The 26354-nt window shown below is 71.3% G+C and carries 21 protein-coding genes; 5 read left to right on the forward strand and 16 right to left on the reverse strand.

Annotation, left to right across the window (positions count from 1 at the left end):
• Nucleotides 1-37: 37 nt before the first annotated feature.
• The 9 genes from OG556_RS06795 to arc form a co-directional block, all read right to left on the reverse strand.
• Nucleotides 38-421 (reverse strand): FKBP-type peptidyl-prolyl cis-trans isomerase, encoded by a 384-nt coding sequence (locus OG556_RS06795; RefSeq protein WP_350877985.1) that lies wholly within the window; start codon nt 419-421, stop codon nt 38-40.
• A 162-nt stretch (nt 422-583) separates the two neighbouring features.
• Nucleotides 584-1897, reverse strand: coding sequence for an FKBP-type peptidyl-prolyl cis-trans isomerase (locus OG556_RS06800; protein WP_371516308.1), 1314 nt, complete (start codon nt 1895-1897; stop codon nt 584-586).
• A 246-nt stretch (nt 1898-2143) separates the two neighbouring features.
• Entirely contained in the window at nt 2144-3130 is a 987-nt protein-coding gene (locus OG556_RS06805; protein WP_371516309.1) for an FKBP-type peptidyl-prolyl cis-trans isomerase, read from the reverse strand.
• A gap of 136 nt (nt 3131-3266) precedes the next feature.
• A complete protein-coding gene (gene pafA / locus OG556_RS06810; protein ID WP_371516310.1) occupies nt 3267-4628 on the reverse strand; it encodes a Pup--protein ligase in 1362 nt (453 codons plus the stop codon).
• A 121-nt stretch (nt 4629-4749) separates the two neighbouring features.
• Nucleotides 4750-5505, reverse strand: a complete 756-nt coding sequence (gene prcA, locus OG556_RS06815; RefSeq protein ID WP_350877989.1) for a proteasome subunit alpha — start codon at nt 5503-5505, stop codon at nt 4750-4752.
• 31 nt (nt 5506-5536) lie between these two features.
• Nucleotides 5537-6379: a proteasome subunit beta gene (prcB, locus tag OG556_RS06820; protein WP_371516311.1), complete on the reverse strand. Its 843-nt coding sequence runs from the start codon at nt 6377-6379 to the stop codon at nt 5537-5539.
• A 163-nt stretch (nt 6380-6542) separates the two neighbouring features.
• Complete coding sequence (locus tag OG556_RS06825; RefSeq protein ID WP_031069167.1) at nt 6543-6761, reverse strand: ubiquitin-like protein Pup; 219 nt, start codon at nt 6759-6761, stop codon at nt 6543-6545.
• A gap of 174 nt (nt 6762-6935) precedes the next feature.
• Nucleotides 6936-8447, reverse strand: coding sequence for a depupylase/deamidase Dop (dop, locus tag OG556_RS06830; RefSeq protein WP_208869055.1), 1512 nt, complete (start codon nt 8445-8447; stop codon nt 6936-6938).
• 230 nt (nt 8448-8677) lie between these two features.
• Nucleotides 8678-10444, reverse strand: coding sequence for a proteasome ATPase (arc, locus tag OG556_RS06835; RefSeq protein WP_363583904.1), 1767 nt, complete (start codon nt 10442-10444; stop codon nt 8678-8680).
• A gap of 285 nt (nt 10445-10729) precedes the next feature.
• On the opposite strand from arc, the gene OG556_RS06840 reads away from it, so the two are divergent.
• Nucleotides 10730-11035, forward strand: coding sequence for a ferredoxin (locus tag OG556_RS06840; RefSeq protein ID WP_350877992.1), 306 nt, complete (start codon nt 10730-10732; stop codon nt 11033-11035).
• Nucleotides 11036-11048: 13 nt separating this feature from the next.
• Here OG556_RS06840 and OG556_RS06845 read toward each other — a convergent pair whose 3' ends face one another.
• From OG556_RS06845 to OG556_RS06855, 3 genes are all read right to left on the reverse strand, one after another.
• Nucleotides 11049-11654 (reverse strand): hypothetical protein, encoded by a 606-nt coding sequence (locus OG556_RS06845; RefSeq protein ID WP_371516312.1) that lies wholly within the window; start codon nt 11652-11654, stop codon nt 11049-11051.
• Between the two features lie 125 nt (nt 11655-11779).
• The gene (locus tag OG556_RS06850) at nt 11780-12748 is read right to left on the reverse strand and encodes a tRNA (adenine-N1)-methyltransferase (protein WP_371516313.1); all 969 of its coding nucleotides are present in this window, start codon (nt 12746-12748) and stop codon (nt 11780-11782) included.
• A 45-nt stretch (nt 12749-12793) separates the two neighbouring features.
• Nucleotides 12794-14014 (reverse strand): site-2 protease family protein, encoded by a 1221-nt coding sequence (locus OG556_RS06855; protein WP_371516314.1) that lies wholly within the window; start codon nt 14012-14014, stop codon nt 12794-12796.
• A gap of 166 nt (nt 14015-14180) precedes the next feature.
• On the opposite strand from OG556_RS06855, the gene OG556_RS06860 reads away from it, so the two are divergent.
• Together OG556_RS06860 and OG556_RS06865 are read left to right on the forward strand one after the other, a co-directional pair.
• Nucleotides 14181-15089 (forward strand): RecB family exonuclease, encoded by a 909-nt coding sequence (locus tag OG556_RS06860; protein ID WP_063346918.1) that lies wholly within the window; start codon nt 14181-14183, stop codon nt 15087-15089.
• Nucleotides 15089-15760, forward strand: a complete 672-nt coding sequence (locus OG556_RS06865) for a response regulator transcription factor (protein ID WP_063346919.1) — start codon at nt 15089-15091, stop codon at nt 15758-15760. Before OG556_RS06860 ends, OG556_RS06865 begins: the two co-directional genes overlap by 1 nt.
• A gap of 99 nt (nt 15761-15859) precedes the next feature.
• Here OG556_RS06865 and OG556_RS06870 read toward each other — a convergent pair whose 3' ends face one another.
• From OG556_RS06870 to metH, 3 genes are all read right to left on the reverse strand, one after another.
• Entirely contained in the window at nt 15860-17479 is a 1620-nt protein-coding gene (locus OG556_RS06870) for an ABC transporter substrate-binding protein (RefSeq protein WP_371516315.1), read from the reverse strand.
• A 353-nt stretch (nt 17480-17832) separates the two neighbouring features.
• Nucleotides 17833-18534, reverse strand: a complete 702-nt coding sequence (locus OG556_RS06875) for an HAD family hydrolase (protein ID WP_371516316.1) — start codon at nt 18532-18534, stop codon at nt 17833-17835.
• Between the two features lie 154 nt (nt 18535-18688).
• The gene (gene metH / locus OG556_RS06880) at nt 18689-22195 is read right to left on the reverse strand and encodes a methionine synthase (protein ID WP_371516317.1); all 3507 of its coding nucleotides are present in this window, start codon (nt 22193-22195) and stop codon (nt 18689-18691) included.
• 143 nt (nt 22196-22338) lie between these two features.
• Here metH and OG556_RS06885 point away from each other — a divergent pair, with 143 nt between their 5' ends.
• Both OG556_RS06885 and OG556_RS06890 read left to right on the forward strand, forming a co-directional pair.
• Complete coding sequence (locus tag OG556_RS06885) at nt 22339-23430, forward strand: hypothetical protein (RefSeq protein WP_371516318.1); 1092 nt, start codon at nt 22339-22341, stop codon at nt 23428-23430.
• A 370-nt stretch (nt 23431-23800) separates the two neighbouring features.
• Nucleotides 23801-24751: a PAC2 family protein gene (locus OG556_RS06890; protein WP_350878002.1), complete on the forward strand. Its 951-nt coding sequence runs from the start codon at nt 23801-23803 to the stop codon at nt 24749-24751.
• A gap of 89 nt (nt 24752-24840) precedes the next feature.
• Here OG556_RS06890 and mshC read toward each other — a convergent pair whose 3' ends face one another.
• The gene (mshC, locus tag OG556_RS06895; RefSeq protein ID WP_350878003.1) at nt 24841-26070 is read right to left on the reverse strand and encodes a cysteine--1-D-myo-inosityl 2-amino-2-deoxy-alpha-D-glucopyranoside ligase; all 1230 of its coding nucleotides are present in this window, start codon (nt 26068-26070) and stop codon (nt 24841-24843) included.
• Between the last annotated feature and the right edge of the window lie 284 nt (nt 26071-26354).

Genomic DNA, 26354 nt, shown 5'->3' on the forward strand with positions numbered 1-26354 from the left:
AACCCCGGTCGGGGTTCGGCCCACGCTCTGGAACGACTCAGACGCCGATCAGGTCGACCACGAAGATCAGGGTCGAGCCCGCCGGGATGAGCGGGGTCGGCGACTGGTTGCCGTAGGCCAGGTGCGACGGGATGGTCAGCTCGCGGCGGCCGCCGACCTTCATCCCGGCGACACCGCGGTCCCAGCCCTTGATGACGCGGCCGGCGCCCAGCGGGAACGAGAACGGGGCGGTGCCCCGGTTCCAGCTGGAGTCGAACTCCTCACCGGTCTCGAAGGTCACGCCGACGTAGCGGACCTTGACGACCTGGCCCGACTTGGCCTCCTCGCCGTCACCGACGACGATGTCGCGGATCTGCAGGTCCGCCGGGGCGTCGCCGATCGGGAAGTCGATCTCGGGCTTCTCGTTGAGGTTGACGCTCACAGTCCCTCTTCTCACGTTTCGCATTGCAGTCACGACCAAGCGGCGGGCGCCCGCACCCCGGTCCGTTCCCGGACCACGGTACGGGCGCCCACCGCCCGGGGTGGTCCGGCCACGCGGCCGGACCTGAAGGTCACACGCACACCATTGTCACCCGAAAGTGGATCAGCCCTGACCGGCGTCCAGGATGTCCACCACGAAGACCAGCGGTGCGCCGGGCGGGATGTCGCCCTGGCCCTTGTCGCCGTACGCCAGCGCGGCCGGGATCACCAGCTCCACCCGGCTGCCGACGGTCTGGCCCACCAGCCCCTGGTCCCAGCCCTGGATGACCTGGCCACCGCCGACCGGGAAGGAGAACGCCTGGCCCTTGCTGAGCGAGGAGTCGAACATCTTGCCGTCCTTGAACAGCGCGCCGGTGTACTGGACGACGACCTTCTCGCCCTTCTCCACCGCCGGCCCGGTGCCCTTGATCAGGACGTGCGACTTCAGCTCGGTCGGGTCCTTCGCGCCGGCCACCGGGGTGATCTCGGCCGGCTTCTTGCCGTTGTCCTTGACCTGCGGGAAGTCCGCGGGCGGCGGCGTGACGGTGCCGCTCACCACGGAGTCGGGCGCGTTGGCGTTGCGGATGTCGATCACGAAGATCAGGTCGTCCTTCGCCCCGATCGACATGTCGGCCTTGCCCTGGGAGCCGAACGCGGCGGCCGGCGGGGCCACCACGAGGACCCGGCTGCCGGCCTTCTTCCCGACCACGGCCTGGTCCAGCGCCGGGATCAGCGCGTCGGTGCCGGCCTGGAAGATCTGCGGCTTGCCGTTGTTGTCGTACGAGCTCGGGATGTCCTTGCCGGTGGTCCAGTCCTTGGCGGTGTAGTCCACCGAGGTCCAGGAGTTCTTGTCCACCTTGGGGCCGGTGCCCTCGGTCAGCACCTTCACCACGAAGGAGCCGTCGGAGGCCTCGCCCGGCACCTGGATCTCGGCCTTCTTGCCGAAGTCACCGGTGACGGTGGGCAGCACCTTGGCGCTGTCCTTGATCGGCGGCACCGGGTCGGCGGTCGGCGTGGGCGGCGCGCTCTTGGCTGCGTCCGCCGGCTTGGCGGCGGTGTCCGACTTGCCGTCCTTGTTCACCAGGTACAGCGTCACGGCGCTGCCGGCCAGCAGCACGGCCAGCACCGTGCCGAGGATCACGCCCAGCCGGCCCACCCCGGGCGGGTTCTCGTCGTACCCGGCCTCCGAGGTGTCGCCCCGACGCACGGTGGAGGCGAAGATCTGCGGGGTGTCGTCCGTCTTGGTCCCGCCCGAGGCCCGCGGCTGCTCGCCGGGCTGCGCCCAGCCGGCCTGCTGCTTCAGGATCGACGGCGGGACGACGATCGACTCGCCGTCCCCCGGGAGCGGGCCGCCGGGACGCGAGGCGGCCGGGTCACCCGCAGAGCTGTCGTTCGCCGCGGTGCCGGCCCCGCCCGGGCTCGGCGTCTTCTCAGTCATGACTCCCCATCCATCTCGCCACGAGGTCTTCCAGGTCTGCGACCGGCGTGCTGACTGCCGGTCTGCCGTCGCACCGTCCGCCCCGGACCTCGACGCCGGGCGGCGCCTGCCACAGTGCGAGGGCAGTATGACAGCTCAGGATGAGGGCGGACGCTTCGTTGTACGAGCGTCCGCCCAAGCGTACGGAATCCCAGGGGGGACTTCCTAGAGCGTGTCCGCCCTAAACCGCTTCCCTAAGCCGCTTCCCTAAACGGCTTCCAGGACGTCGATCACGAAGACCAGCGTCGAGTTGGCCGGCACCGAGCCCTGCGCCTGGTCCTTGTAGCCGAGCGCGGGCGGCACCACGAGCAGGATCCGGCTGCCGACGGTCTGGCCGACCAGCGCCTTGTCCCAGCCCTCGATCACGCTGCCGGTGCCGATCTGCACCGCCTGCGCGCCCCCGTGCGTCCAGGAGGCGTCGAACTGCTGGCCGTTGTTCCAGAGCACCCCGGTGTACTGCACCACCAGGGTCTGCCCGCTCTTGACCTGTTTGCCCTCGCCCTTGATCAGCACCGCCTGCTCCAGGTCGGTGGGCGCGGCCTGCCCGGCCGGCACGGTGATCGTCACCGGGGCCTTGCCGTTGTCCTTGACCTGCGGCATCGTCGCCGGCGGCGGGGTCATGGCGCCGGTCAGCGTGGAGTCCTGCGGCAGGCTCTCCATGATGTCCAGGACGAACACCACGGTGTCGCCCTTGCTGACGCCGAGCTGGGTGCTGCCCTGCTCGCCGAAGGCCGCCGCCGGCGGGGCGACCACCAGCAGCCGGCTGCCGACCTTCTTGCCGATCACGCTCTGGTCCAGCGCCGGCACGAGCTGTCCGCTGCCGGCCTGGTAGAGCTGAGGCTTCCCGTTCGGGTCGTACGAGCTGGGCAGGTCCTTGCCGGTGGTCCAGTCCTTCGCGGTGTAGTTGACCGTCACCCAGTCGCCCTTGTTGACCGTCGACCGCTCGCCCTCGGTGACGGTGTTCACCACGAACTGGCCGCCGGGCTGGCCCTCCGGGAGGGTGATGGTGGCCTTGCTGCCGAAACCGCCCCCCGAGAGCGTGGGCATCGGCGACGCCTCGCCGACCGGCGCGGGCACCGTCGGAGGCGCGCTCGCCGCGGACGGAGTCGCCGGGCCGGCCGCCTTGGGCGAACTGCTGCAGGCGACCGCCAGCAGCAGGGGCAGGGTGAGTAGCAAACCGGCGGTGCGGCGCACGGTGGTCCTAACTGTCGATCGAGGTCGGCTCTCCTGACTTCGACGGACAGCGTATGCCCGGACGGTGTCCGGCCCCGGTAGACACCACCGGGGCCGGACACCGCCTTGATCACAGATCTGGGATCCCCCGCGGGGCTCACATCCCGGCGATCAGCTTCTCCACCCGCTCGTCCACCGAGCGGAACGGGTCCTTGCAGAGCACCGTGCGCTGCGCCTGGTCGTTCAGCTTCAGGTGCACCCAGTCCACCGTGAAGTCCCGGCGCTGCTCCTGCGCCCGGCGGATGAAGTCCCCGCGCAGCCGGGCCCGGGTGGTCTGCGGCGGGATGGACTTGGCCTCGAAGGTCTTGAGGTCGGTGGTCACCCGCTTCGCCTGGCCCTTGCCCTGGAGCAGGTAGAACAGGCCGCGCCGGCGGTGGATGTCGTGGTACGCCAGGTCGATCTGGGCCACCCGCGGGTTGGACATGCTCATCTGGTGCTTCTCGCGGTAGCGCTCGATGAGCTTGTACTTCATGATCCAGTCGATCTCGGTGGCCACGTCGTCCAGGTTCTCGGTGCGGACGGCCTCCAGGGTCCGGCCCCACAGTTCGAGCACCTGGCCGATGGTGCCGGTGTTGATGCCCTTGCGGTCGGCGAACTCCAGCGCCTTGGTGTAGTACTCCTCCTGGATGTCCAGCGCGCTGGCCTCGCGCCCGTTGGCGAGCCGCACCTGGTGGGTGCCGGTGAGGTCGTGGCTGACCTCGCGGATCGCCCGGATCGGGTTCTCCAGGGTGAGGTCGCGCATCACCACGCCGGCCTCGATCAGCCGCAGCACCAGGTCGGTGGCGCCGACCTTGAGCAGCGTCGTGGTCTCCGACATGTTGGAGTCGCCGACGATCACGTGCAGCCGGCGGTAGCGCTCGGCGTCCGCGTGCGGCTCGTCGCGGGTGTTGATGATCGGGCGGGAGCGGGTGGTGGCGGAGCTGACGCCCTCCCAGATGTGCTCGGCGCGCTGGCTGACGCAGTAGACCGCGCCGCGCGGGGTCTGCAGCACCTTGCCGGCGCCGCAGATCAGCTGGCGGGTCACCAGGAAGGGGATCAGCACGTCGGCCAGCCGGGAGAACTCGCCGTGCCGGGCCACCAGGTAGTTCTCGTGGCAGCCGTAGGAGTTGCCGGCCGAGTCGGTGTTGTTCTTGAACAGGTAGACGTCCCCCGCGATGCCCTCCTCGTGCAGCCGCCGCTCGGCGTCGACCAGGAGCCCTTCGAGGATCCGCTCGCCCGCCTTGTCGTGCGTCACCAGCTCGACCACGTCGTCGCACTCGGGGGTGGCGTACTCGGGGTGGGAGCCGACGTCGAGGTACAGCCGGGCGCCGTTGCGCAGGAAGACGTTGCTGCTGCGGCCCCAGGAGACGACCCGGCGGAACAGGTACCGCGCCACCTCGTCCGGCGACAGCCTGCGCTGCCCGCGGAACGTGCAGGTCACGCCGTACTCGTTCTCCAGCCCGAAAATCCGGCGGTCCATGAGCACTCCATTCTGTGTCGGAGCTGTCCGAAACCGCCTCCACGACGACTGGGCCGCCGCAGGGGCACCGGAGCCCCGTACGGCCTCCTTCCGGCCGCCGTACGGGACTCCGCAGGCACTGCTACTCCGGCGCGGTGTCCGCCGGGTTGTCCTCGTCGTCCGACTCGGCGGACTGGTCGCCGTCGAGCAGCCGGGCGAGCTGGTTGCCCAGGATGCGCTTGAACTTGCGCTGCTGGAACCGCTGGCGGTCGAGGACGGCCACCTCCAGCTGCTCCGGGGTGAGGGCGCGCGGGCTGCCGCCGTTGGGGTCGCGGGCGAGCGAGTCCACGGCGGCCCGGACCACCTCGGTGAGGCTCATCCCGGCCCGGTGGCGCTGGCCCAGGTAGTTGCCGATCGAGTCGGCGTTGCCGCCGACCACGACGTAGTTCTTCTCGTCGACGATCGAGCCGTCCGGGGTGAGGCGGTAGATCTGGTCCTCGTCCGCGGTGCGGCCGACCTCGGCCACGATCAGCTCGACCTCGTAGGGCTTCTCGCCGACCGAGGAGAAGATGGTGCCGAGCGTCTGGGCGTAGACGTTGGCCAGGCCCCGGGCGGTGACGTCGGCCCGGTCGTAGGAGTAGCCGCGCAGGTCGGCGTAGCGGACGCCGCCGATGCGCAGGTTCTCGAACTCGTTGTAGCGGCCGACCGCCGCGAAGGCGATCTTGTCGTAGATCTCGGAGACCTTGTGAAGCGCCCTGGAGGTGTTCTCCGCGACGAAGACGATGCCGTCGGCGTAGGTGAGCACGACCACGCTGCGGCCGCGCGCGATGCCCTTGCGGGCGTACTCCGCGCGGTCCGCCATGGCCTGCTGGGGCGAGACGTAGAACGGTGTCGACACCGGCGGTCGTCCCTTTCCTGAGAGGTGATGGCTAGAGCAGCGGGGCCTGCGGGCCGTTGGGGTGCGAGCGGCGCTCGTCGGTGATCGCGACCGCGATCTCGGTGACCTCCGCGTCGGTGAGCCGGCGGAAGCCGTCCTCGGTGATCAGCGAGACGATCGGGAAGATCTTGCGGGCGAGGTCGGGGCCGCCGGTGGCCGAGTCGTCGTCGGCCGCGTCGTACAGCGCCTGGACGACCAGCGTGGCGGCCTGGTCGGCCGTCAGGCCGTCGCGGTAGAGCTTCTTCATCGAGCCGCGGGCGAAGACCGAGCCCGAGCCGGTGGCGGCGAAGCCGCGCTCCTCGGAACGCCCGCCGGTGACGTCGTAGTTGAAGATCCGGCCGCGGCCGAGGTCCAGGTCGTAGCCGGCGAACAGCGGGACGACCGCCAGGCCCTGCATCGCCATGCCCAGGTTGCCCCGGATCATCGCGGTGAGCCGGTTCGCCTTGCCCTCCAGCGAGAGCACCGCGCCCTCGATCTTCTCGTAGTGCTCCAGCTCCAGTTGGAACAGCCGGACCATCTCGATGGCGAGGCCGGCGGTCCCGGCGATGCCGACCGCGCTGTACTCGTCGGCCGGGAACACCTTCTCCATGTCGCGCTGGGCGATCACGTTGCCCATCGTCGCCCGGCGGTCACCGGCGATCACCACGCCGCCGTCGAACACCGCGGCCACGATGGTGGTCCCGTGCGGGGCGTCGACCACGGTCCCCGCGGGGAGCCCGCGGTGGCCGGGGATCAGCTCCGGCCGGTGCTCGGCGAGGAAGTCCACGAAGGAGGAGGACCCCGGGGTCAGGAAGGCAGCCGGTAGACGCCCGGTGCCACGAGTGTTGGCTTCCACACGATTCCTTCCAGGTAGCTTGAAGCTCGCGTTGCCCGCACCCTACCCGCCCGGCGATCACTGTCCACGCGCGCAGGGGGCCGGTGCCGGACGGCCGGGCGGCCCTCGCCGCCCGACCGCCCTCGACGGGCACGACCGTGAATTCCCGAATACCGGGGACGGGCTATTGCCCGCCCTTCTGCACGAATCCGCGGACGAAATCTTCCGCATTCGACTCGAGGACCTCGTCGATTTCGTCCAGCACCGCGTCGACGTCGTCGCTCAGCTTTTCCTGGCGTTCCTTGAGGTCGTCGGAATTCTGGGTTTCCGCGGCCTGCTCCTCGACCTCCTCGGAGGAGCGGTTCGCCCGCTGCTGGCCGCCGCCGGTGTCCTTGCTCGCCATTTCCCTCACCCCGCTCGATTCTTCTGGCACGGTTTGGTCGTTGCTTGCTGCACCGACCCTATACACAAGGTGCGACTGCCGCTCCCGGTTTGCCGGTGGCGCTTCCTGTCCAACACCCGCTGCCACCCCGGATGATTCCCATTCGGCGGACGTTCACCCATGGTGATCGAAAAGTTACCCGCCGGAGAGGACCCGCAGCAGGTCCTCCGCGGTGCGACAGCGGTCCAGCAGCTCCTTGACGTGGTTGCGGGTGCCCCGCAGCGGCTCCAGCGTGGGCACCCGCTGCAACGAGTCCCGGCCCGGCAGGTCGAAGATCACCGAGTCCCAGGAGGCCGCGGCGACGTGGTCGGCGTACTGCTCCAGGCAGCGCCCGCGGAAGTACGCCCGGGTGTCCTCCGGGGGCTTGGAGACGGCCCGCTCGACCTCCGCCTCGGTCACCAGCCGCTCGAACCGGCCGCGGGCCACCAGGCGGTTGTAGAGGCCCTTGTCGGGCCGTACGTCGCTGTACTGGAGGTCGACCAGGTGCAGCCGCGGGTTCTCCCACCCCAGGGCGTCCCGGCTGCGGTAGCCCTCCAGGATCTCCCGCTTGGCGATCCAGTCCAGTTGCCTGGAGAGCGACATCGGATCGCGCTCCAGCCGCCCGAGGACGTCCTCCCAGCGGGCCAGCACGTCCAGTGTCTGCTCGTCCGCGTCGGTGCCGAAGCGGTCCTCGACGTACTTGCGGGCCAGTTCGAAGTACTCCAGCTGGAGCTGGACGGCGGTGAGTTTGCGCCCGTTGCGCAGGGTGATCAGGTGCTTGAGCGTGGGGTCGTGGGAGACCCGGTGCAGGGTGCGCACCGGCTGGTCGACGGCGAGGTCGGAGGCGATGAAGGAGTCCTCGATCATCGACAGGACCAGTGAGGTGGTGCCCAGCTTGAGGTAGGTGGAGATCTCGGAGAGGTTGGCGTCCCCGATGATCACGTGCAGCCGGCGGTACTTCTCCGCGTCGGCGTGCGGTTCGTCCCGGGTGTTGATGATCGGGCGCTTGAGCGTGGTCTCCAGGCCGACCTCGACCTCGAAGTAGTCGGCCCGCTGGCTGATCTGGAAGCCGTGCGTCGAGCCGTCCTGGCCGATGCCGACCCGGCCGGCGCCGGTGACCACCTGGCGGGAGACGAAGAACGGGGTGAGGTGGCGGACGATGTCGGCGAACGGCGTCGCCCGCTTCATCAGGTAGTTCTCGTGGGTGCCGTAGGAGGCGCCCTTGTTGTCGGTGTTGTTCTTGTACAGGTGGATGTTCTGCCCGTTGGGCAGTTCCAGCGCGCGCTGCGCGGCGGCGGCCATGATCCGCTCGCCGGCCTTGTCCCAGAGCACGGCGTCGCGCGGGTTGGTGACCTCGGGCGAGCTGTACTCGGGGTGCGCGTGGTCCACGTAGAACCGGGCCCCGTTGGTGAGGATGACGTTGGCCAGGCCGATGTCCTCGTCGGTCAGCTGGCTGGCGTCCGCCACCTCGCGCGCCAGGTCGAAGCCCCGGGCGTCACGCAGCGGGTTCTCCTCCTCGAAGTCCCAGCGGGCCCGCCGCGCCCGGTGCATCGCCGCCGCGTACGCGTTGACGATCTGGGACGAGGTGAGCATGGCGTTGGCGTTGGGGTGCCCGGGCACGGAGATCCCGTACTCGGTCTCGATGCCCATCACGCGCCGTACGGTCATGCGGCCCTCCTTGCCCGGTGCGCCGCCCCCCACGGGCGGAGCACGCCGACGTACCGCTAAACAACACCGGCGCCGGCGTTCTGCCCGCGATCGGTGGGTCGAGCCTAGAACCCGGCGCCGACGGGCGGACCCCGAGACGCGCCGTCCGGCTGCGGGGCCGCGAGGCGCCACAGCCGGACGGGGTGCGTGCTGTTCCGGGGACCGCCGGGCGGCCCGGTCTCACCGCGTGCTTACAGGTACTGCCCCGTGTTGGCGACAGTGTCGATCGAGCGGCCGGACTCGGCGCCCTGCTTGCCGGTGACCAGCGTGCGGATGAAGACGATCCGCTCGCCCTTCTTGCCGGAGATGCGGGCCCAGTCGTCCGGGTTGGTGGTGTTCGGCAGGTCCTCGTTCTCCTTGAACTCGTCCACGCAGGCGGCGAGCAGGTGGGAGACGCGCAGACCGCGCTGACCGTGGTCGAGGAAGTCCTTGATGGCCATCTTCTTCGCGCGGTCGACGATGTTCTGGATCATGGCGCCGGAGTTGAAGTCCTTGAAGTACAGGACCTCCTTGTCACCGTTGGCGTAGGTGACCTCCAGGAAGCGGTTCTCCTCGGTCTCGGAGTACATCCGCTCCACGACCGACTGGATCATCGCGGCCACCGTGGTGCCCAGGGAGCCGTCGTGCTCCTTGAGGTCGTCCGGGTGGAACGGCAGCGACTCCTTGAGGTACTTGGAGAAGATGTCCTTCGCGGCCTCGGCGTCCGGGCGCTCGATCTTGATCTTGACGTCCAGGCGGCCGGGCCGCAGGATCGCCGGGTCGATCATGTCCTCGCGGTTCGAGGCGCCGATGACGATGACGTTCTCCAGGCCCTCCACACCGTCGATCTCGGCGAGCAGCTGCGGGACGATGGTGTTCTCCACGTCCGAGCTGACGCCGGAACCGCGGGTGCGGAACAGCGACTCCATCTCGTCGAAGAAGACGATGACGGGGGTGCCCTCGCTCGCCTTCTCCCGAGCCCGCTGGAAGACCAGGCGGATCTGCCGCTCGGTCTCGCCCACGTACTTGTTGAGCAGTTCGGGGCCCTTGATGTTGAGGAAGTAGCTCTTCCCCTGGGGGCGTCCGGTGACCTCGGCGACCTTCTTGGCCAGCGAGTTGGCGACCGCCTTGGCGATCAGCGTCTTGCCGCAGCCGGGCGGGCCGTAGAGCAGCACGCCCTTGGGCGGGCGCAGCTCGTACTCCTTGAAGAGGTCGGCGTGCAGGTAGGGCAGCTCGACCGCGTCCCGGATCAGCTCGATCTGGTTGCTCAGTCCGCCGATCTGGCGGTAGTCGATGTCCGGGACCTCTTCGAGGACCAACTCCTCGACCTCGGACTTCGGCACGACCTCGTACACGTAGCCGGAGCGGGGCTCCAGCAGCAGGGCGTCCCCCGCCCGGACGGTGAGCTCGCGCAGCGGTTCGGCGAGGCGCACCACCCGCTCCTCGTCGGTGTGGCCGACGACCAGGGCGCGTTCGCCGTCCTCGAGGATCTCCTTGAGGGTGACGATCTCGCCGATGCGCTCGAAGGCCATCGCGTCCACGATGTTGAGGGCCTCGTTGAGCATCACTTCCTGGCCGCGCCGCAGTTCGTCGAGGGCGACGTTGGGGCTGACGTTCACGCGGAGCTTGCGCCCCCCGGTGAAGATGTCGGCGGTGCCGTCCTCGTTGGCCTCGAGGAAGGTGCCGAACCCTGCCGGGGGCTGTGCCAGCCGGTCCACTTCCTCCTTGAGGGCCACGATCTGGTCGCGGGCCTCTCGCAGGGTGGAGGCGAGCCGTTCGTTCTGGGCGGACACTCCGGCCAGGTTGGTCTGGAGCTCGACGATCCGCTCTTCGAGGATCCTCGAATTGCGCGGCGAGTCGGCGAGCTTGCGGCGCAGCACAGCGATTTCCTGCTCAAGGAACGAGACCTGAGCGGCCTCGTCGGAACCACGAGCGGGCCTGCCGGTGCTGCGGTTGTAGTCGTCATCGTGGGCTGCCACGGTCCTCACCTCCTCCGGGGAGCTGGACGCTTCCAGACCCTACCTGGGACCAGGGGTCCGTAAACCCCTAGATCAAGAAAGATGGAACGGGCGTGTCCGATCTTCGCCCCAGCGTGCTTCCCCTCTGCTAAGGGGATACCCACCGCTCACCACCCAAAGCGGGCCAGATGTATCGTCGAGCGAAGTGATATCCGATCGCGACCGGGCGCCTGGGTCCGATCGTTGTACGAATGGCGGGATTGCCCCCGGAAAAGGGGCGACCCGGGACAGAAACGGCAGGGGACCATGTCGGTAACCGAGCAGACGGCCGCGGCGGCCGAACAGCTGGAGGTGTGGATCGACCAGGATCTGTGCACCGGCGACGGCATCTGCGTGCAGTACGCACCCGAGGTCTTCGAGCTGGACATCGACGGCCTCGCCTACGTGAAGGGGCCGGACGACGAGCTGCGCCAGCAGCCCGGGCAGACCGCCCCGGTGCCGCTGACGATCCTTCAGGACGTGGTGGACTCGGCGAAGGAGTGCCCCGGCGACTGCATCCACGTGCGCCGGGTCACCGACCGGGTCGAGGTGTACGGGCCGGACGCGGACTGACGCGTCCTCCCCCTCAGGTCTGGCTGACCGGGGCGGCGGTCTGGGAGCGCTCCCAGCCGCCGCCCTTGCGCATCCAGGTGAGGTCGAGTGAGATGTCGGGACGGAAGCGCGGCACCTCGTCGCTCGAATACCCCTGCGCGTGGCCGGTGATGGCGCCGTCGGAGCGCAGCGCGAGCCGGCCGAGGGTGAGGTTCTCGCGCTCGGAGAGGAGTGTGGCCAGCACCACCGGGCGGTCGCCGGGGCCGAACCCGAGCAGGTAGACGGCGTCCGGCGGGGTGCCGTTCTCGGCCGCGCAGTGCGCGGCGACGACCGTGCCGGGCCGTCCGTCGCCCAGGTCGGCCGGCATGCTGATGGCCGTCGCGACCGGGAACGGGCCGCAGTCGAGCGGGAGTTGGGCCTTGGCGGGGTCGGGGGCGGCGCTCGCCCCGAGGGCCTTGGGAGTGCCGTGGACGGGCACCGGGGTGCCGGTGGCGGGGCCGGCGGCGAGGGCCGCGGCCACCACCGCGCCGCAGCCGGCCAGGGCCAGGGCCCAGTGCCAGGGGGCGGTTCGCGCGTGCCCGGGCCCGGTGCGGCCCCGCGGTGTCTGCTGTCCAGCCGTCGTCCCGACCGCGGTCTCCACCAGGCGTCCCCTCCAGTGCTCCCAGGAGCTGGTCTGCGTGCGCGAGCATCGTCCCACACGCCGGCGGCCGGAATGCCGAGGGGTGGCACGAGCAGGCTCGTACCACCCCTGGGAAGCGCTCCCGGTCAGCCCAGGTCGGGCTGCTCGGTCTGCTCGGTCTCGACGGCGCGGGCGGCGGCACGGGCCGCGGCGCGCTCCTGGAGGCTCGGCTCCGAGCCCCCGTTGTCGTAGTCCTCGCCGTACGCGCCCTTGGCCGGGCGGCGGCGGCGCAGCGGCGGCTCGACGCCGTCGGCGAGGCGCCGGGCGGTGAGCAGGAAGCCGGTGTGGCCGATCATCCGGTGGTCCGGGCGGACGGCCAGGCCCTCCAGGTGCCAGGTGCGGACCATGGTCTCCCAGGCCTGCGGCTCGGTGAAGGTGCCGTGGTCGCGCAGTGCCTCGACGGTCTTGGACATCTGCGTCGTGGTGGCCACGTAGCAGCAGATCAGACCGCCGGGGACGAGCGCCTTGGAGGCGACGTCCAGGCACTCCCAGGGGGCGAGCATGTCGAGGATGACGCGGTCGACGTCGGCCTCGACCAGGTTGTCCTGGAGGTCGCCGACGGTGAGCTTCCACGCCGGGTGCGGCCCGCCGAAGTAGCGCTCGACGTTGCCCTTGGCGATGTCGGCGAAGTCCTGCCGGCGCTCGTACGAGGCCAGCATGCCGGTGTCGCCGACGGCGCGCAGCAGGTAGGTGGAGAGCGCGCCCGAGCCGACACCGGCCTCGACGACGCGCGCGCCGGCGAAGATGTCGGCCATGGCCAGGATCTGCCCCGCGTCCTTGGGGTAGATCACGGCGGCGCCGCGCGGCATGGACAGGACGTAGTCGGGGAGCAGGGGGCGCAGCGCGAGGTACGGGACGTTCCCCGTGGTGCGCACGACCGTGCCCTCGGGGGCGCCGATCAGCTCGTCGTGCGGGAACGCACCCTTGTGGGTGTGGAACTGGTTCCCGGCCTGGAGCGTGAACGTGTAGTGGCGGCCCTTGGGGTCGGTCAGCTGGACCTGGTCCCCGACCTGGAAGGGCCCGCGTCGGCGGGTGGCACCGGTCGGTTCGGACATGCGGTCAATCCTAAGGGAAGCGGGCGGTCCGCCCGACCAGAGTGATCACCGGCCGGCGACGGCGGCGGTGAGGCGCTGCTCGATGTCGGTGAGCGCGGCGACGCCGAACACCCGGCCGTCCGCCTCGACCACCAGGTACTCCCCGGCCGGGGTGGCCTGGACGGCGCGCAGCAGGTCCTCGCCGCCGAGGTCGGCGTCCAGCCGCAGGCCGGGTTCGAGGTCGCGGGCGAGCGGGCCGACGGCGACCCACGGGCGGCGGTGCTCGGGCACCGCGCGGACGGCGGACTCGCGGACGATGCCGATCGGGTCGCCCCGGCCGTCCACCACCACGACCGCGCCGGCCTGGGCCTCGCGGGCCCGGCGCAGCGCCTCGCCGAGCGGGGTGTCGGCGGTGACCTCGACGGTCCGGCGGGCGAGCTCGCGCAGCCGCAGGCCGGGCAGCACCTCCTTGAGCCGGGCGTTGCGCAGGCTCCCGGTGGCGCCGTTCCAGATGATCGCGGCGAGGACGGCGGCCAGCACCGCGTCCACCAGGGTGTCGGTCGTGGTGCGTTCGATCCCGCGGGCGGCGCTGAACAGCGGCAGGCCGACCAGCACCACGACGGCCAGCGCCCGGCCGACCCAGGCGGCGGCGACCGTGCCCGTCATCGCCTTGCCGCTGATCGCCCAGACGACCGCGCGCAGCATCCGGCCGCCGTCCAGCGGCAGGCCGGGCAGCAGGTTGAACGCGGCGACCACCAGGTTGGAGACCATCAGCCCGGTGAGCAGCACCCCGGGCACCGTGGAGAGCTCCACGGCCTGCATCGCGAGGAAGAACACGCCGCCGAGCACCAGCGAGAGCAGCGGGCCGACGAAGGCCAGCCAGAACTCGCGCCACGGGCTCTCGGCCTCGTTCTCGATCTCCGAGACGCCGCCGAAGAACTGGAGCTGGATCCGCCGTACACCGAGCCTGTAGCGAAGCGCGACCAGGGTGTGGGCGAGCTCGTGCACCAGGACGGAGGCGTAGAAGGCCACCGCGAAGAAGAACGCGAGCAGGTAGCGGGCGGCGCCGAGGTCCGGCAGGACGTCGCCGAGCTGGCCGCCGAACACCCAGGTGATCAGCGCGGCGATGACGAACCAGGAGGGGGTCACGTAGATGGGCACGCCGAAGGGGCGGCCCACCAGGAGGCCGCTGCCGCGCTCGGGCGGCCGGGGCGGTCGCCCCGCCGGGCGGCCGCCGTCGTCCTGCGGTGGCTGTTCGGAGGTCTGCTGCCCCCTGCTGTCGCTCACCGTGATCCCTTCGGTCGTCTGCCCGTCGTGCCCCGGTGCGCCACGCTACGTGATCGCGGCGCTCCGGGGGCGTGCGGCCCTCTGTCAGGCTTCATACCCACTGTGCCGCGCGGTGTGGCAGCACCGTGGCAGCGGGATGACAGCGAAGGGCAATAGGGTCGGAGACATGCAGCAGACCGACACCACCAGCGCCGCCGGGGCCCCGGCGCGCCCGGCGGCGCCCCCGACCGGCCTGTCCCCGTCCCGGGCGGGGGACTTCCTGACCTGTCCCCTGCTGTACCGGCTGCGGGTGATCGACCGGCTGCCGGAGCCGCCGAGCGCGGCGGCGACCAGGGGCACGCTGGTGCACGCGGTGCTGGAGCGGCTCTTCGACAGCCCCGCGACCGAGCGGACGCCGGAGCGGGCGCTGGGCCTGCTGCGCCCGCAGTGGGAGCGGCTGCTGGGCGAGCGCCCGGAGCTGGGCTCGCTGTTCCCGGACGATCCGGACGGCGCGGCGCTCGCCCGCTGGCTGGCGGACGCCGAGAAGCTGGTCGGCCAGTGGTTCCGGCTGGAGGACCCGACCCGGCTGCACCCGGTGGAGCGCGAGCTGTACGTGGAGACGGCCCTGGAGTCGGGGCTGCTGCTGCGCGGCTACATCGACCGGGTGGACGTCGCCCCGAGCGGCGAGGTCCGGCTGGTGGACTACAAGACCGGCCGGGCGCCCTCGCGGGACTTCGAGGGCAAGGCGATGTTCCAGATGAAGTTCTACGCGCTCGTGGTGTGGCGCTGGAAGGGTGTCGTCCCCAAGCGGCTCCAGCTGGTCTACCTCGGCGGGGGCGGGGACGTGGTCAGCTACGACCCGGACGAGGCCGACCTGCTCGCGGTGGAGCGCAAGCTGCGGGCGCTCTGGGAGCGGATCACCCACGCGGTGGCCACCGGGGAGTTCCCGGCGACCCGCAACCGCCTCTGCGACTGGTGCGACCACCAGGCCAGTTGCCCGGAGTTCGGCGGCACTCCCCCGCCGTACCCGCTGCCGCTGTCGCGTACGTCTGACGAAGACGATCCCACGGGGGATCAGATGAGCAAGGAGTCCTAGTGACGATCCGAGTGCTGCTGGTCGACGACCAGCCGCTGCTGCGCACCGGTTTCCGGATGATCCTGGAGGCCGAGTCCGACCTGGTCGTGGTCGGTGAGGCCGGCGACGGTCAGCAGGCGCTGGACCAGGTGCGGGCGCTGCAGCCCGACGTGGTGCTGATGGACATCCGGATGCCCAGGATGGACGGCGTCGAGGCGACCCGCAGGATCGCCGGCCCCGGGCGGGACGGCCCGGCCAAGGTGCTGGTGCTGACCACCTTCGACCTGGACGAGTACGTGGTGGAGGCGCTGCGCGCGGGCGCCAGCGGCTTCCTGCTGAAGGACGTCCCGGCGGAGGAACTGGTGCAGGCGATCCGGGTGGTGGCGGACGGCGCGGCGATGCTGGCGCCGAGCATCACCCGCCGGCTGCTGGACATGTACGCCACCAAGCTGCCCTCGGGCGAGGAGGCGCCGCCGCAGGCGCTGAGCGCGCTGACCGAGCGTGAGCTGGAGGTGCTGAAGCTGGTGGCGCGCGGGCTCTCGAACGCGGAGATCGCGGCCGAACTGTTCGTCAGCGAGACCACCGTGAAGACGCACGTCGGCCACGTGCTGACCAAGCTCCAGCTGCGCGACCGGGTGCAGGCGGCGGTGTACGCGTACGAGAGCGGGCTGGTGCGCCCGGGCGCCCTGTAGGCCCTTTCCGGCCGAACGTGCCGGCGGCCCGCCCGCCTTCCCCGTGCACCCAGGGGGAAGGCGGGCGGGCCGCCGTGTCGAGGGGTGTCGTCCGGTCGGCTACTTGCCGGGGCTGCGGCTGATCTCCCAGAAGCGGAACACGCCGGTGGTGTCGATGGTCGACTCGACGCCGGTGATGTACGAACGCGACGCGAAGAAGCCCTTGTTCTGGTACAGCGGGATGAGCGGCGCGTTCTCGGCGACGATCTGCTGGATCTGGGCGTAGCCGGCCACCGCGGCGCTGCGGTCGGCCTGCTTGAGGCCGTCCGGCACCAGCTTCTGGCTGATCCTCGGGTCGTCCCAGCCGTGGTGGTAGGCGCCGCCGTCGATGAGCAGCGGGGCGATGTAGTTGTCCGGGTCCGGGTAGTCGGCGAACCAGCCGATCAGGTACGCCTGGTAGCGGCCCTCGGACCAGCCGGCCCGGTACTTGTCCCAGTCCGGCTCGGTCTGGACGGTCACCTGGAACAGGCCGCCGGCCTCCAGCTGCTTCTTCAGGGTCTCGGGCTCGGCGCTGCCGGCCCGCGAGCGCGACCAGGTGAGGGTGAGCTTGACCGGGAGCTGGACCTTGGCGTCGGTGAGGATCTTCTTGGCCTTGCCGCTGTCCTGGTCGCCGTAGCGGTCGAAGAAGGCCGTGGTGTGGCCGGTGACGCCGGCCGGGACCATCGCGTACAGCGGCTGGACGGTCCGGGCGAAGACGTCGCGGGCGAGCGACTTGCGGTCGAGCAGCTGGGCGGCGGCCTGGCGGACGGCGACGTTGCCGGCGACCGGGTCCTTGGTGTTGAAGACCAGCGAGCGGGTGTCGTTGCTGTCGCCCTCGACGACCTGGAGGTCGGTCTTGCCGCCCTGCTGGTCGGAGTGCATCTGGGCGGCGGTGTTCGGGTCCAGGCTGTTGTCGGTGAGGTCGACGTCGCCCTTGTCCAGCGCGACCTTCAGGTCGGCGGGCTTGTCGAAGTACCGGATGGTGAACTTGCTGTTCCGGAGCTTGGCCTCGCCGCTGTACTTGTCGTTGGGCACCAGGACGACCTTGCCCAGCTGCTTGGCCGTGTCGCCGTTGCCGCCCATGACCTCGACCGTCTCGAAGCGGTACGGGCCGGAGCCGATCAGCTTGTCGTTGGGGACGACCTTGTCGGCCGGGTAGGCCTGGTGGTCGAGGATGGCTCCGGCCGGGCCGGCCAGCTTGGCCGGCAGGGTGGCGTCGGGCGTGGAGAGGTGGAAGATCACCTCGGTGTCGCCCTTGGCCTCGACGCTCCTGATCGAGGAGAGCAGGGGGGCCGCGCCGTTCTGGTCGTTGATCTTCTTGGTGCGCTCGATCGAGAACACCACGTCGGCCGCGGTCAGCGGGTGGCCGTTGGAGAACTTCAGGCCGGTCCGCATGGTGCAGTGGTACTGGGTGGCGTCGCCCGCGGTGAACTCGCAGGACTGCGCGGCGTCCGGGGAGGGGGCGCTGGAGGCGGCCGGGAAGGTGAGCAGCGACTGGAAGGTGTTGCGCAGCAGCAGCCAGGAGCCGGAGTCGTAGGCGGCGGCCGGGTCCAGTACACCGGTGAGCTGGGTGGTGCCCATGACGATCGCCTTGCCGCCGTCCCCCTTGACGGCGTCGGTGACCGATCCGCAGCCTGCCGCCGTCACGGCGACAAGACCGGCGCAGCCGAGTGCTGCCAGGCGTTCAGCTGAAGTCTTCACGGGGCGCGTCCTTCTGGGTGCGGTCCGACCGGGGCCGGCGGCCCGCGTCGAGGGCGCTCCCGGTGCGGAAGGCGTGCGCGGGCCTGGCGCCCGTACGACCGCGGGCGGGACGGGGTTGCCCGTCGTCGGCGGTGGCAGGGCGCGAGGGAGGGGAACGAACTGAAGTAGCGTGCCATATCGAACACGCACGACCGATACCCGTGCAGATGACGTTTGGGACACGGTGGTTGAGGGCATCGCGAAACACCCGACGAGTTGTCAGGCAATGCCCTTTTTCTCCCCGGGCGGCCGTCGGCGGCGGCCGGATCCGGCCGCCTACCGGCGAGTAGAGCACCCTCGCAATGAGATGACAATCACACCCGAGAAGCGACCAGCGAGCGCATCAGTTCAAGATCGACCTGCTCCAGCGAGGAGCGCACCAGCCGCCCCGGGGCCGGCTCGATCGGCGCCACCGAGGGCACCGCGACGACCGGGCAGCCCGCCGCCTCGGCCGCTCGCACCCCGGTCGGCGCGTCCTCGACCACCACGCAGCGGGCCGGGTCCGCGCCCAGCCGCCGGGCCGCCTCCAGGTACGGGTCCGGGTGCGGCTTGGTGCGCGGCACCTCGTCCCCGGCGACCGTGAAGGCGAAGTGGTGGGAGCCCAGCGAGCGCAGCACGATGTCCACCACGTGCCGGTGCGAGGCGGTCACCAGGACGGCCGGGATCCCGTGTGCGGCCAGGGTGTTGAGGAGGCGTTCGGCGCCCGGCATGAGCGGCACGCCGCCCGCGAGCAGGTCGACGAAGCGCTGGTTGATCAGCACCGTCAGGTCCGCCGGGGCGAGGTCCACCCCGGTGGTGCCGACCAGGTAGTCGATCACCCGGGTCATCGGACCGCCGACCACCTGGGCCCGGTCCTCGTCGGTCAGCGCGTGGCCCAGCTCGGCGAACAGGGTGACCTCGGCCTGCCACCAGAAGTCCTCGGTGTCCACCAGTGTCCCGTCCATGTCCAGCAGCACCGCCTGCAGGCCGCGGCCGTCCCCGTGGTCGAGGATCCGGGCGGCGGTGGAGGTGGTCATGGCGGGAGTCCTTCCGTCGGTACCCCCCGGGCGCGTTCGAGCACCCCCCGGGGATGGCGCGGGCCGGCCCGCTGGTGAGCGGACCGGCCCGTTCAGGATCATCCAGGATACGCCCGGTTCGCCCGAAAAGAGCGAACGGAACGAGGCGCCGGGGTTACCGGGCGTTGAAGTACTTCGCCTCCGGGTGGTGGATGACGATCGCGTCGGTGGACTGCTCCGGGTGCAGCTGGAACTCCTCGGAGAGCACCACGCCGATCCGCTCGGGCTTCAGCAGCTCGGCGATCTTGGCGCGGTCCTCCAGCTCCGGGCAGGCCCCGTAGCCGAGCGAGAAGCGGGCGCCCCGGTACTTGAGCGCGAACATGTCCTTGACGTCCTGCGGGTCCTCGCCGGAGAAGCCCAGCTCGTAGCGGACCCGGGCGTGCCAGAACTCGGCCAGCGCCTCGGCCAGTTGCACCGACAGGCCGTGCAGCTCCAGGTAGTCGCGGTAGGAGTTGTCGGCGAACAGCTCGTTCGCCGCCTCCGAGATCCGGTTGCCCATGGTGACCACCTGGAGGCCGACCACGTCCCGCACGCCGGACTCCTCCGGGCGGAAGAAGTCGGCCAGGCAGAGCCGGCGCCCGCGCCGCTGGCGGGGGAAGGTGAAGCGGGTGCGCTCGGTGCCGTCCTCGTGGAAGACGATCAGGTCGTCGCCCTTGGAGTTGGCCGGGTAGTAGCCGTAGACCACGGCCGCCTCCAGCCAGCCCTCGGTCTGCAGCCGGTCCAGCCACATCCGCAGCCGTGGCCGGCCCTCGGTCTCCACCAGCTCCTCGTACGAGGGCCCCTCGCCGCTGCGGGCCGCCTTCAGGCCCCACTGGCCCTTGAACAGCGCGTCCTCGTCCAGCCAGGAGGCGTAGTCGGCGAACGGGATGCCCTTGACGATCCGGTCGCCCCAGAACGGCGGGGTCGGCACGGTGTTGTCGACGGTGACGTCCGAGCGGATCTGGCCGAGGTTGACCTCCGGCTCCTCCACCACCTCGACCCGGGCGTGCCGGCGCTGCTTGAGCTCCGGCAGGCTCGCGCCGGGCACGCCGCGCTTGACCGCGATCAGCGCGTCCATCAGCCGCAGGCCCTCGAAGGCGTCCCGGGCGTAGCGGACCTCGCCCTCGTAGATCTCGTGCAGGTCCTGCTCGACGTAGGCCCGGGTGAGCGCGGCGCCGCCCAGGATCACCGGGTAACTCGCGGCCAGCTTGCGCTGGTTGAGCTCCTCCAGGTTCTCCTTCATGATCACGGTGGACTTCACCAGCAGGCCGGACATCCCGATCACGTCCGCCTTGTGCTCCTGCGCGGCGTCCAGGATCGCCGAGACCGGCTGCTTGATGCCCAGGTTGACCACGTTGTAGCCGTTGTTGGACAGGATGATGTCCACCAGGTTCTTGCCGATGTCGTGGACGTCGCCCTTGACGGTGGCCAGCACGATGGTGCCCTTGCCCTCGCTGTCGGACTTCTCCATGTACGGCTCCAGGTGGGCCACCGCGGTCTTCATCACCTCGGCGGACTGGAGCACGAACGGCAGCTGCATCTGGCCGGAGCCGAACAGCTCGCCGACCACCTTCATGCCGGCCAGCAGGGTGTCGTTGATGATCTCCAGCGCGGGCCGCCCGGCCAGCGCCTCGTCCAGGTCGGCCTCCAGGCCCTTGCGCTCGCCGTCGATGATCCGGCGCTGCAGGCGCTCGTCCAGCGGCAGCGCGGCCAGCTCCTCCGCCTTGGACGCCTTGACCGAGGCCGAGGAGACGCCGTCGAACAGCTCCAGCAGGTGCTGCAGCGGGTCGTAGCCGTCCCGGCGGCGGTCGTAGACCAGGTCGAGGGCGGCCTCGCGCTGGTCCTCGGGGATCCGGGCGATCGGCAGGATCTTGGAGGCGTGCACGATCGCCGAGTCCAGGCCGGCCTCCACGCACTCGTGCAGGAAGACCGAGTTCAGCACCACCCGGGCGGCCGGGTTGAGGCCGAAGGAGATGTTGGACAGGCCCAGCGTGGTCTGCACGTCCGGGTGGCGGCGCTTGAGCTCGCGGATCGCCTCGATGGTCTCGATGCCGTCCCGGCGGGACTCCTCCTGGCCGGTGGCCAGGGTGAAGGTGAGGCAGTCCACCAGGATCGAGCCCTCGTCGACGCCGTAGTCGGCGGTCAGCTCGGCGATCAGCCGCTCGGCGATCTCGACCTTCTTGTCGGCGGTGCGGGCCTGGCCCTCCTCGTCGATGGTCAGCGCGATCAGGCCGGCGCCGTGCTCGCGGGCCAGCGAGGCGATCCGGCCGAAGCGCGAGTCCGGGGCGTTGCCGTCCTCGTAGTTGACCGAGTTGAGGACCGCGCGGCCGCCGAGCGCCTCCAGGCCGGCCCGCAGCACCTGCGGCTCGGTGGAGTCCAGCACGATCGGCAGGGTGGAGGCGGTGGCCAGCCGGCCGGCGATCTCCTTCATGTCGGCGACGCCGTCGCGGCCGACGTAGTCCACGCACAGGTCCAGCAGGTGCGAGCCGTCCCGGATCTGGTCGCGGGCGATCTCCACGCAGGCCTGCCAGTCGCCGGCCAGCATCGACTCGCGGAACTTCTTCGAGCCGTTGGCGTTGGTGCGCTCGCCGATCGCCAGGTACGAGGTGTCCTGGCGGAACGGCACCGCCTGGTACAGCGAGGACGCCGAGGACTCCGGCTGCGGGGTGCGCGGGGTGACCGGCCGGCCCTGCACCCGCTCGACCACCTGGCGCAGGTGCTCGGGCGTGGTGCCGCAGCAGCCGCCGACCAGCGAGAGGCCGTACTCGCGGGTGAACACGTCGTGCGCGTCGGCCAGTTCGGACGGGGAGAGCGGGTAGTGGGCGCCGTCCTTGCCGAGCACCGGCAGGCCCGCGTTCGGCATGCAGGACAGGCCGATCCGCGCGTTCTTGGCCAGGTAGCGCAGGTGCTCGCTCATCTCGGCCGGGCCGGTGGCGCAGTTGAGGCCGATGTAGTCGACGCCGAGCGGCTCCAGGGCCGTCAGCGCGGCGCCGATCTCGGAGCCGAGCAGCATGGTGCCGGTGGTCTCCACGGTCACCTGCACCAGCACCGGCAGGTCCAGCCCGGCCTCGGCGAGGGCGCGCTTGGAGCCCAGGATGGCGGCCTTGGTCTGCAGCAGGTCCTGGCTGGTCTCGACCAGCAGCGCGTCGGCGCCGCCGGCGATCAGGCCGGCCGCGTTCTGCTGGAAGCCGTCACGCAGCGTCTCGTACGGGGCGTGGCCGAGGGTGGGCAGCTTGGTGCCGGGGCCGATCGAGCCGAGCACCCAGCGGGTGCGGCCGTCGGCGGCGTGGGCGTCGGCCACCTCGCGGGCGATCCGGGCGCCGGACTCGGACAGCTCGAAGATACGCTCCGCGATCTCGTACTCGCCGAGTGCGGAGAAGTTGGCGCCGAAGGTGTTGGTCTCGACGCAGTCCACGCCGACCCCGAAGTAGGCCTCGTGGACGGAGCGCACGATGTCGGGCCGGGTGACGTTGAGGACCTCGTTGCAGCCCTCCAGGTTCTGGAAGTCCTCCAGCGTCGGATCCTGTGCCTGGAGCATGGTGCCCATTGCACCGTCGGCGACCACCACCCGGGTGGCGAGCGCTTCACGCAAAGCGTTCGCGCGGCTCTGCTGAGTGATGGACGGATTGGCTGCAGTGGCCATGGGGCTTCTCCCTGGTGCGACGGCTGTCGGCTTTGCGGGCCCGCTTACTCGGGCCCGCACGTGGCCAGGGTATCCGGCCCGCGCCCCGGCCTGCGGTCGCATTCCGTATCCTGATCGTTCGACCGCAAGGGGGGAGCAACCGCGTGGGCCGATTCCCGACCGTCGCGCGACGCGTCACGGGGGCCCTGGCGGCCCCGTTCCGGGCGTTGCGCAAGCGCTGGCGGAGCTGGTCCCGGTGGCGCCGGGCACTGCTGGTGCTGGGCCTCGCGGCGGCCGTGCCGGCGGCCGCACTCGGCTCGGCCTTCGTCGCGATCCGCTTGCACTACACCGGCGACCCGTCCGCCGAGGCCCGCACCCGCGGCCGGGACGCGCTCTGGCTCGGCCACGCCTGGGTGGACGGCCGCAAGGGCGAGGCCGACGTCGCCGCGCTGGTGCGGCAGCTGGCCGGCACCGGCGTCCGCGACCTGTACGTGCACACCGGCCCGCTGGAGCACGACGGCTCGCTGCCGCCCGCCGTCCACCCCCGGGGCCGCTGGTTCACCGACGCGGTGCACCGGGCGCTGCCGGACGTCCGGGTGCAGAGCTGGCTGGGCGACGAGGTCAAGCCGGAGAAGGACGCCCTGGACCTGGAGGACGCCCCCACCCGGGACCGGGTCACCGCCTCCGCCCGGCAGGTCCTGGACCTCGGCTTCGACGGCGTGCACTTCGACATGGAACCGATCCGGCCCGGCAGCGCCGGCTGGCTGGCCCTGCTCGACCAGGTCCGCCCGGTCACGGCCGGGCGCGGCGCCGCGCTCTCGGTGGCGGCCCCGCAGCTCGACCCGGTGCCCGGCCTGCACACCGCCGGGATCCTGCTCACCGACCACGGCAAGTGGTGGGACCAGGCGTACTTCACCGAGACCGCCCGCCGGGTCGACCAGGTCGCCGTGATGGCGTACGACACCAGCATGCCGACCGAGCCGCTGTACGGCGGCTACGTCGCCCTGCAGACCGAACTGGCGCTGGAGGCCACCCCGGCCGGGGTGGACCTGCTGATCGGCCTGCCGTTCTTCTGGGACGACCGGCACGGCCATCGGGGTGACGCCGAGACCGTGCCGGCCGCCGTCCGGGGCGTCCGGCTGGGCCTGGGCCGCCAGGACCCGGGGCGGCGGAACTTCGGCGTCGCGCTGTACGTGGACTTCGCCGCCACCCCGGAGCACTGGGCGGCGTACCGGCGCGGGTGGGTGGACGCCTGAGGGGTTCCGGCGGCGGGTGCGGGAGCGGCGCGCGCGGAAAGCGTGCGTGCGGGAACGGCGCCTGCGGGAAGGGTGCGTCGTCGCGCCGCGTCGCCGCTCGGACACCGTCCGCGCCCGCCCCGGATGAACTGACGACCCGTCAGCCAGGACCGTCCGGATATCCGCTGGATCGGGGCGGCACGCTCCCCCAGACTGTCCCGGTGCCCGGCCGCGGTGCGCATCAAAGCCCGTAGGCTGGGCAGGTAGGGACCATGGGGCGAGGCGTTCCATGGGTGACGAGAGGTTCGACAGTCGGCAGCCGACCCGTCGGCGCCCCGGCAGGCCAGCCGAGGCGGCGCAGGTTCGACCGCCGACCGGAGGGAGACGCTGGGTGATCGAGCTGGAAGATGTTCCCGAGTTGATCGACCCGGTGATGGTCTGCGCTTTCGAGGGCTGGAACGACGCGGGCGACGCCGCCTCCGCAGCCCTGGCACATCTGGACGACACCTGGGGCGGCAAGGTGATCGCCGCCCTGGACGCGGAGGACTACTACGACTTCCAGGTCAACCGGCCCACGGTCTGGCTGGACGGCGGCATCCGCCGGATCACCTGGCCGACCACCAGGCTCTCGGTGATCCGGGTGACCGAGCCGACCACCCGGGACGTCGTCCTGGTGCGCGGCATCGAGCCCAGCATGCGCTGGCGCTCGTTCTGCAACGAGCTGCTCGGCTTCGCGCACGAGCTCGGCATCGAGCTGGTGGTGATCCTGGGCGCGCTGCTCGGCGACACCCCGCACAGCCGCCCGGTGCCGGTCAGCGGGGTCACCTCCGACCCGGAGCTGGCCCGCCGGCTGGACCTGGAGGAGAGCCGCTACGAGGGCCCGACCGGCATCGTCGGGGTGCTCCAGGAGGCCTGCACGCACGCCGGGGTCCCGGCCGTGACGCTCTGGGCGGCCGTGCCGCACTACGTCGCGCAGCCGCCGAACCCCAAGGCGACGCTGGCCCTGGTCAACAAGCTGGAGGATCTGCTGGACCTGCGCATCCCGCCGGGCGAGCTCGGCGAGGACGCCCGGGCCTGGCAGCTGGGCGTGGACCAGCTGGCCGCCGAGGACAGCGAGGTGGCCGAGTACGTCCAGCAGTTGGAGGAGGCGCAGGACACCGCGGAGCTGCCGGAGGCCTCCGGCGACGCGATCGCCCGCGAGTTCGAGCGCTACCTGCGCCGTCGGGAGAACGTCGGGCCGACCGGCGAGAAGCCGGTGGCCGGGCACGCCACGGCGGAGCGGCCGGCCGAGCCGGAGTCCCCGGGCGCGGCCCGGGAGAGCCAGGACGGCGACGAGGAGTAGTCGCCGCCCCGGGGCCCGCCCCGGACAACGCCGAAGGGGCGTCAGGACTTCGGTCCGGACGCCCCTTCGGCGTGTTGAGGGAGTAGGTGCTACAGCGCGACGCCGAGCAGGGCGTCCACGGTGCGGCTGACCAGGCCGGGCGCACCCATGTCGGTGCCGCCCCCGGCCTCCTGCCGCTCGGCCCAGCGGTCGACGGCGGCCAGCGCGGCGGGCGCGTCCAGGTCGTCCGCGAGCGCCGTACGGACCTCGTCGAGCAGCTGCTCGGCGGCCGGGCCGTCCGGCCGGGAGACCGCGGCCCGCCAGCGGGCGAGGCGCTCGACGGCCTCGTCCAGGGTCGCCTTGGTCCACTCCCAGTCCTCGCGGTAGTGGTGCGAGAGCAGCGCCAGGCGGATCGCCGCCGGGTCGACGCCCTCACGGCGCAGCGCCGAGACGAAGACCAGGTTGCCGCGGGACTTGGACATCTTGTGGCCGTCCAGGCCGACCATGCCGGCGTGCACGTACGCCTTGGCGTACGGGTGGGCGCCGGTGGCGACCTGGGCGTGCGAGGCGCCCATCTCGTGGTGCGGGAAGGAGAGGTCGCTGCCGCCGCCCTGGATGTCGAAGGACATGCCGAGGTACTGCAGCGCGATGGCGACGCACTCGATGTGCCAGCCGGGGCGGCCGTGGCCGAGTTCGGTCTCCCAGGCGGGCTCGCCCGGGCGGGCGGCGAGCCAGAGCAGGGCGTCCAGCGGGTGGCGCTTGCCCGGGCGGTCCGGGTCTCCGCCGCGCTCGGCGAAGACCGGGCGCATGGCCTCCTGGTCGAGTCCGGAGACCTGGCCGAAGCGGGGGTCGGACTCGACCGAGAAGTAGATGTCGCCGTCCACCTGGTAGGCGGCGCCGCTGGCGAGCAGCTTCTGGACCAGCGGGACGATCCACGGGATCGACTCGACGGCGCCGATGTAGTGGGCCGGCGGGAGCAGCCGCAGGGCGGTCATGTCCTCGCGGAACAGGGCCGTCTCGCGCTCGGCGAGGGCCACCCAGTCCTGACCGGTCTCGACTGCCCGGGCCAGCAGCGGGTCGTCCACGTCGGTGACGTTCTGGACGTACAGGACGTCGTGGCCGGCGTCCTTCCACACGCGCTGCACCAGGTCGAAGGCGTTGTAGGTGGCGGCGTGGCCCATGTGGGTCGCGTCGTAGGGGGTGATGCCGCAGACGTAGATCCGGGCGGTGCCGTCCTGCGGCACGACCTCACGGACCGTGCCCGCTGCGGTGTCGAAGATACGGAGGGGGAGCCCCTGACCAGGCAGGGCGGGAACCTCGGAGGCGGGCCAGGCATGCATGGAACCGACTTTAACCTTGCGAACATTTGAAAGCCTAACCAGTACACAAGATCGACTGGATTCGCTTCCTGTCATTGCCGGACCGCTTCCCGACTGATAAGGAACGGGCCTTGACGGGACCGACGTTGTTTCCGGCAGGCGTACGGCAGGCTTCGGGCGGGCGTTGGGCAGGCTTCGGGCAGGCTTTCCGCAGGCTTCGGGCAGGCTTTCGGACACGGTTGAGCGCCCGGTCGACCCTGCCGCCGACCGGGCGCCCGGCACCTCGGGGGACGCGGCCGGAGCCG

This window comes from Kitasatospora sp. NBC_01300 (assembly GCF_041435235.1).
In the GTDB taxonomy this organism is placed as follows: domain Bacteria; phylum Actinomycetota; class Actinomycetes; order Streptomycetales; family Streptomycetaceae; genus Kitasatospora.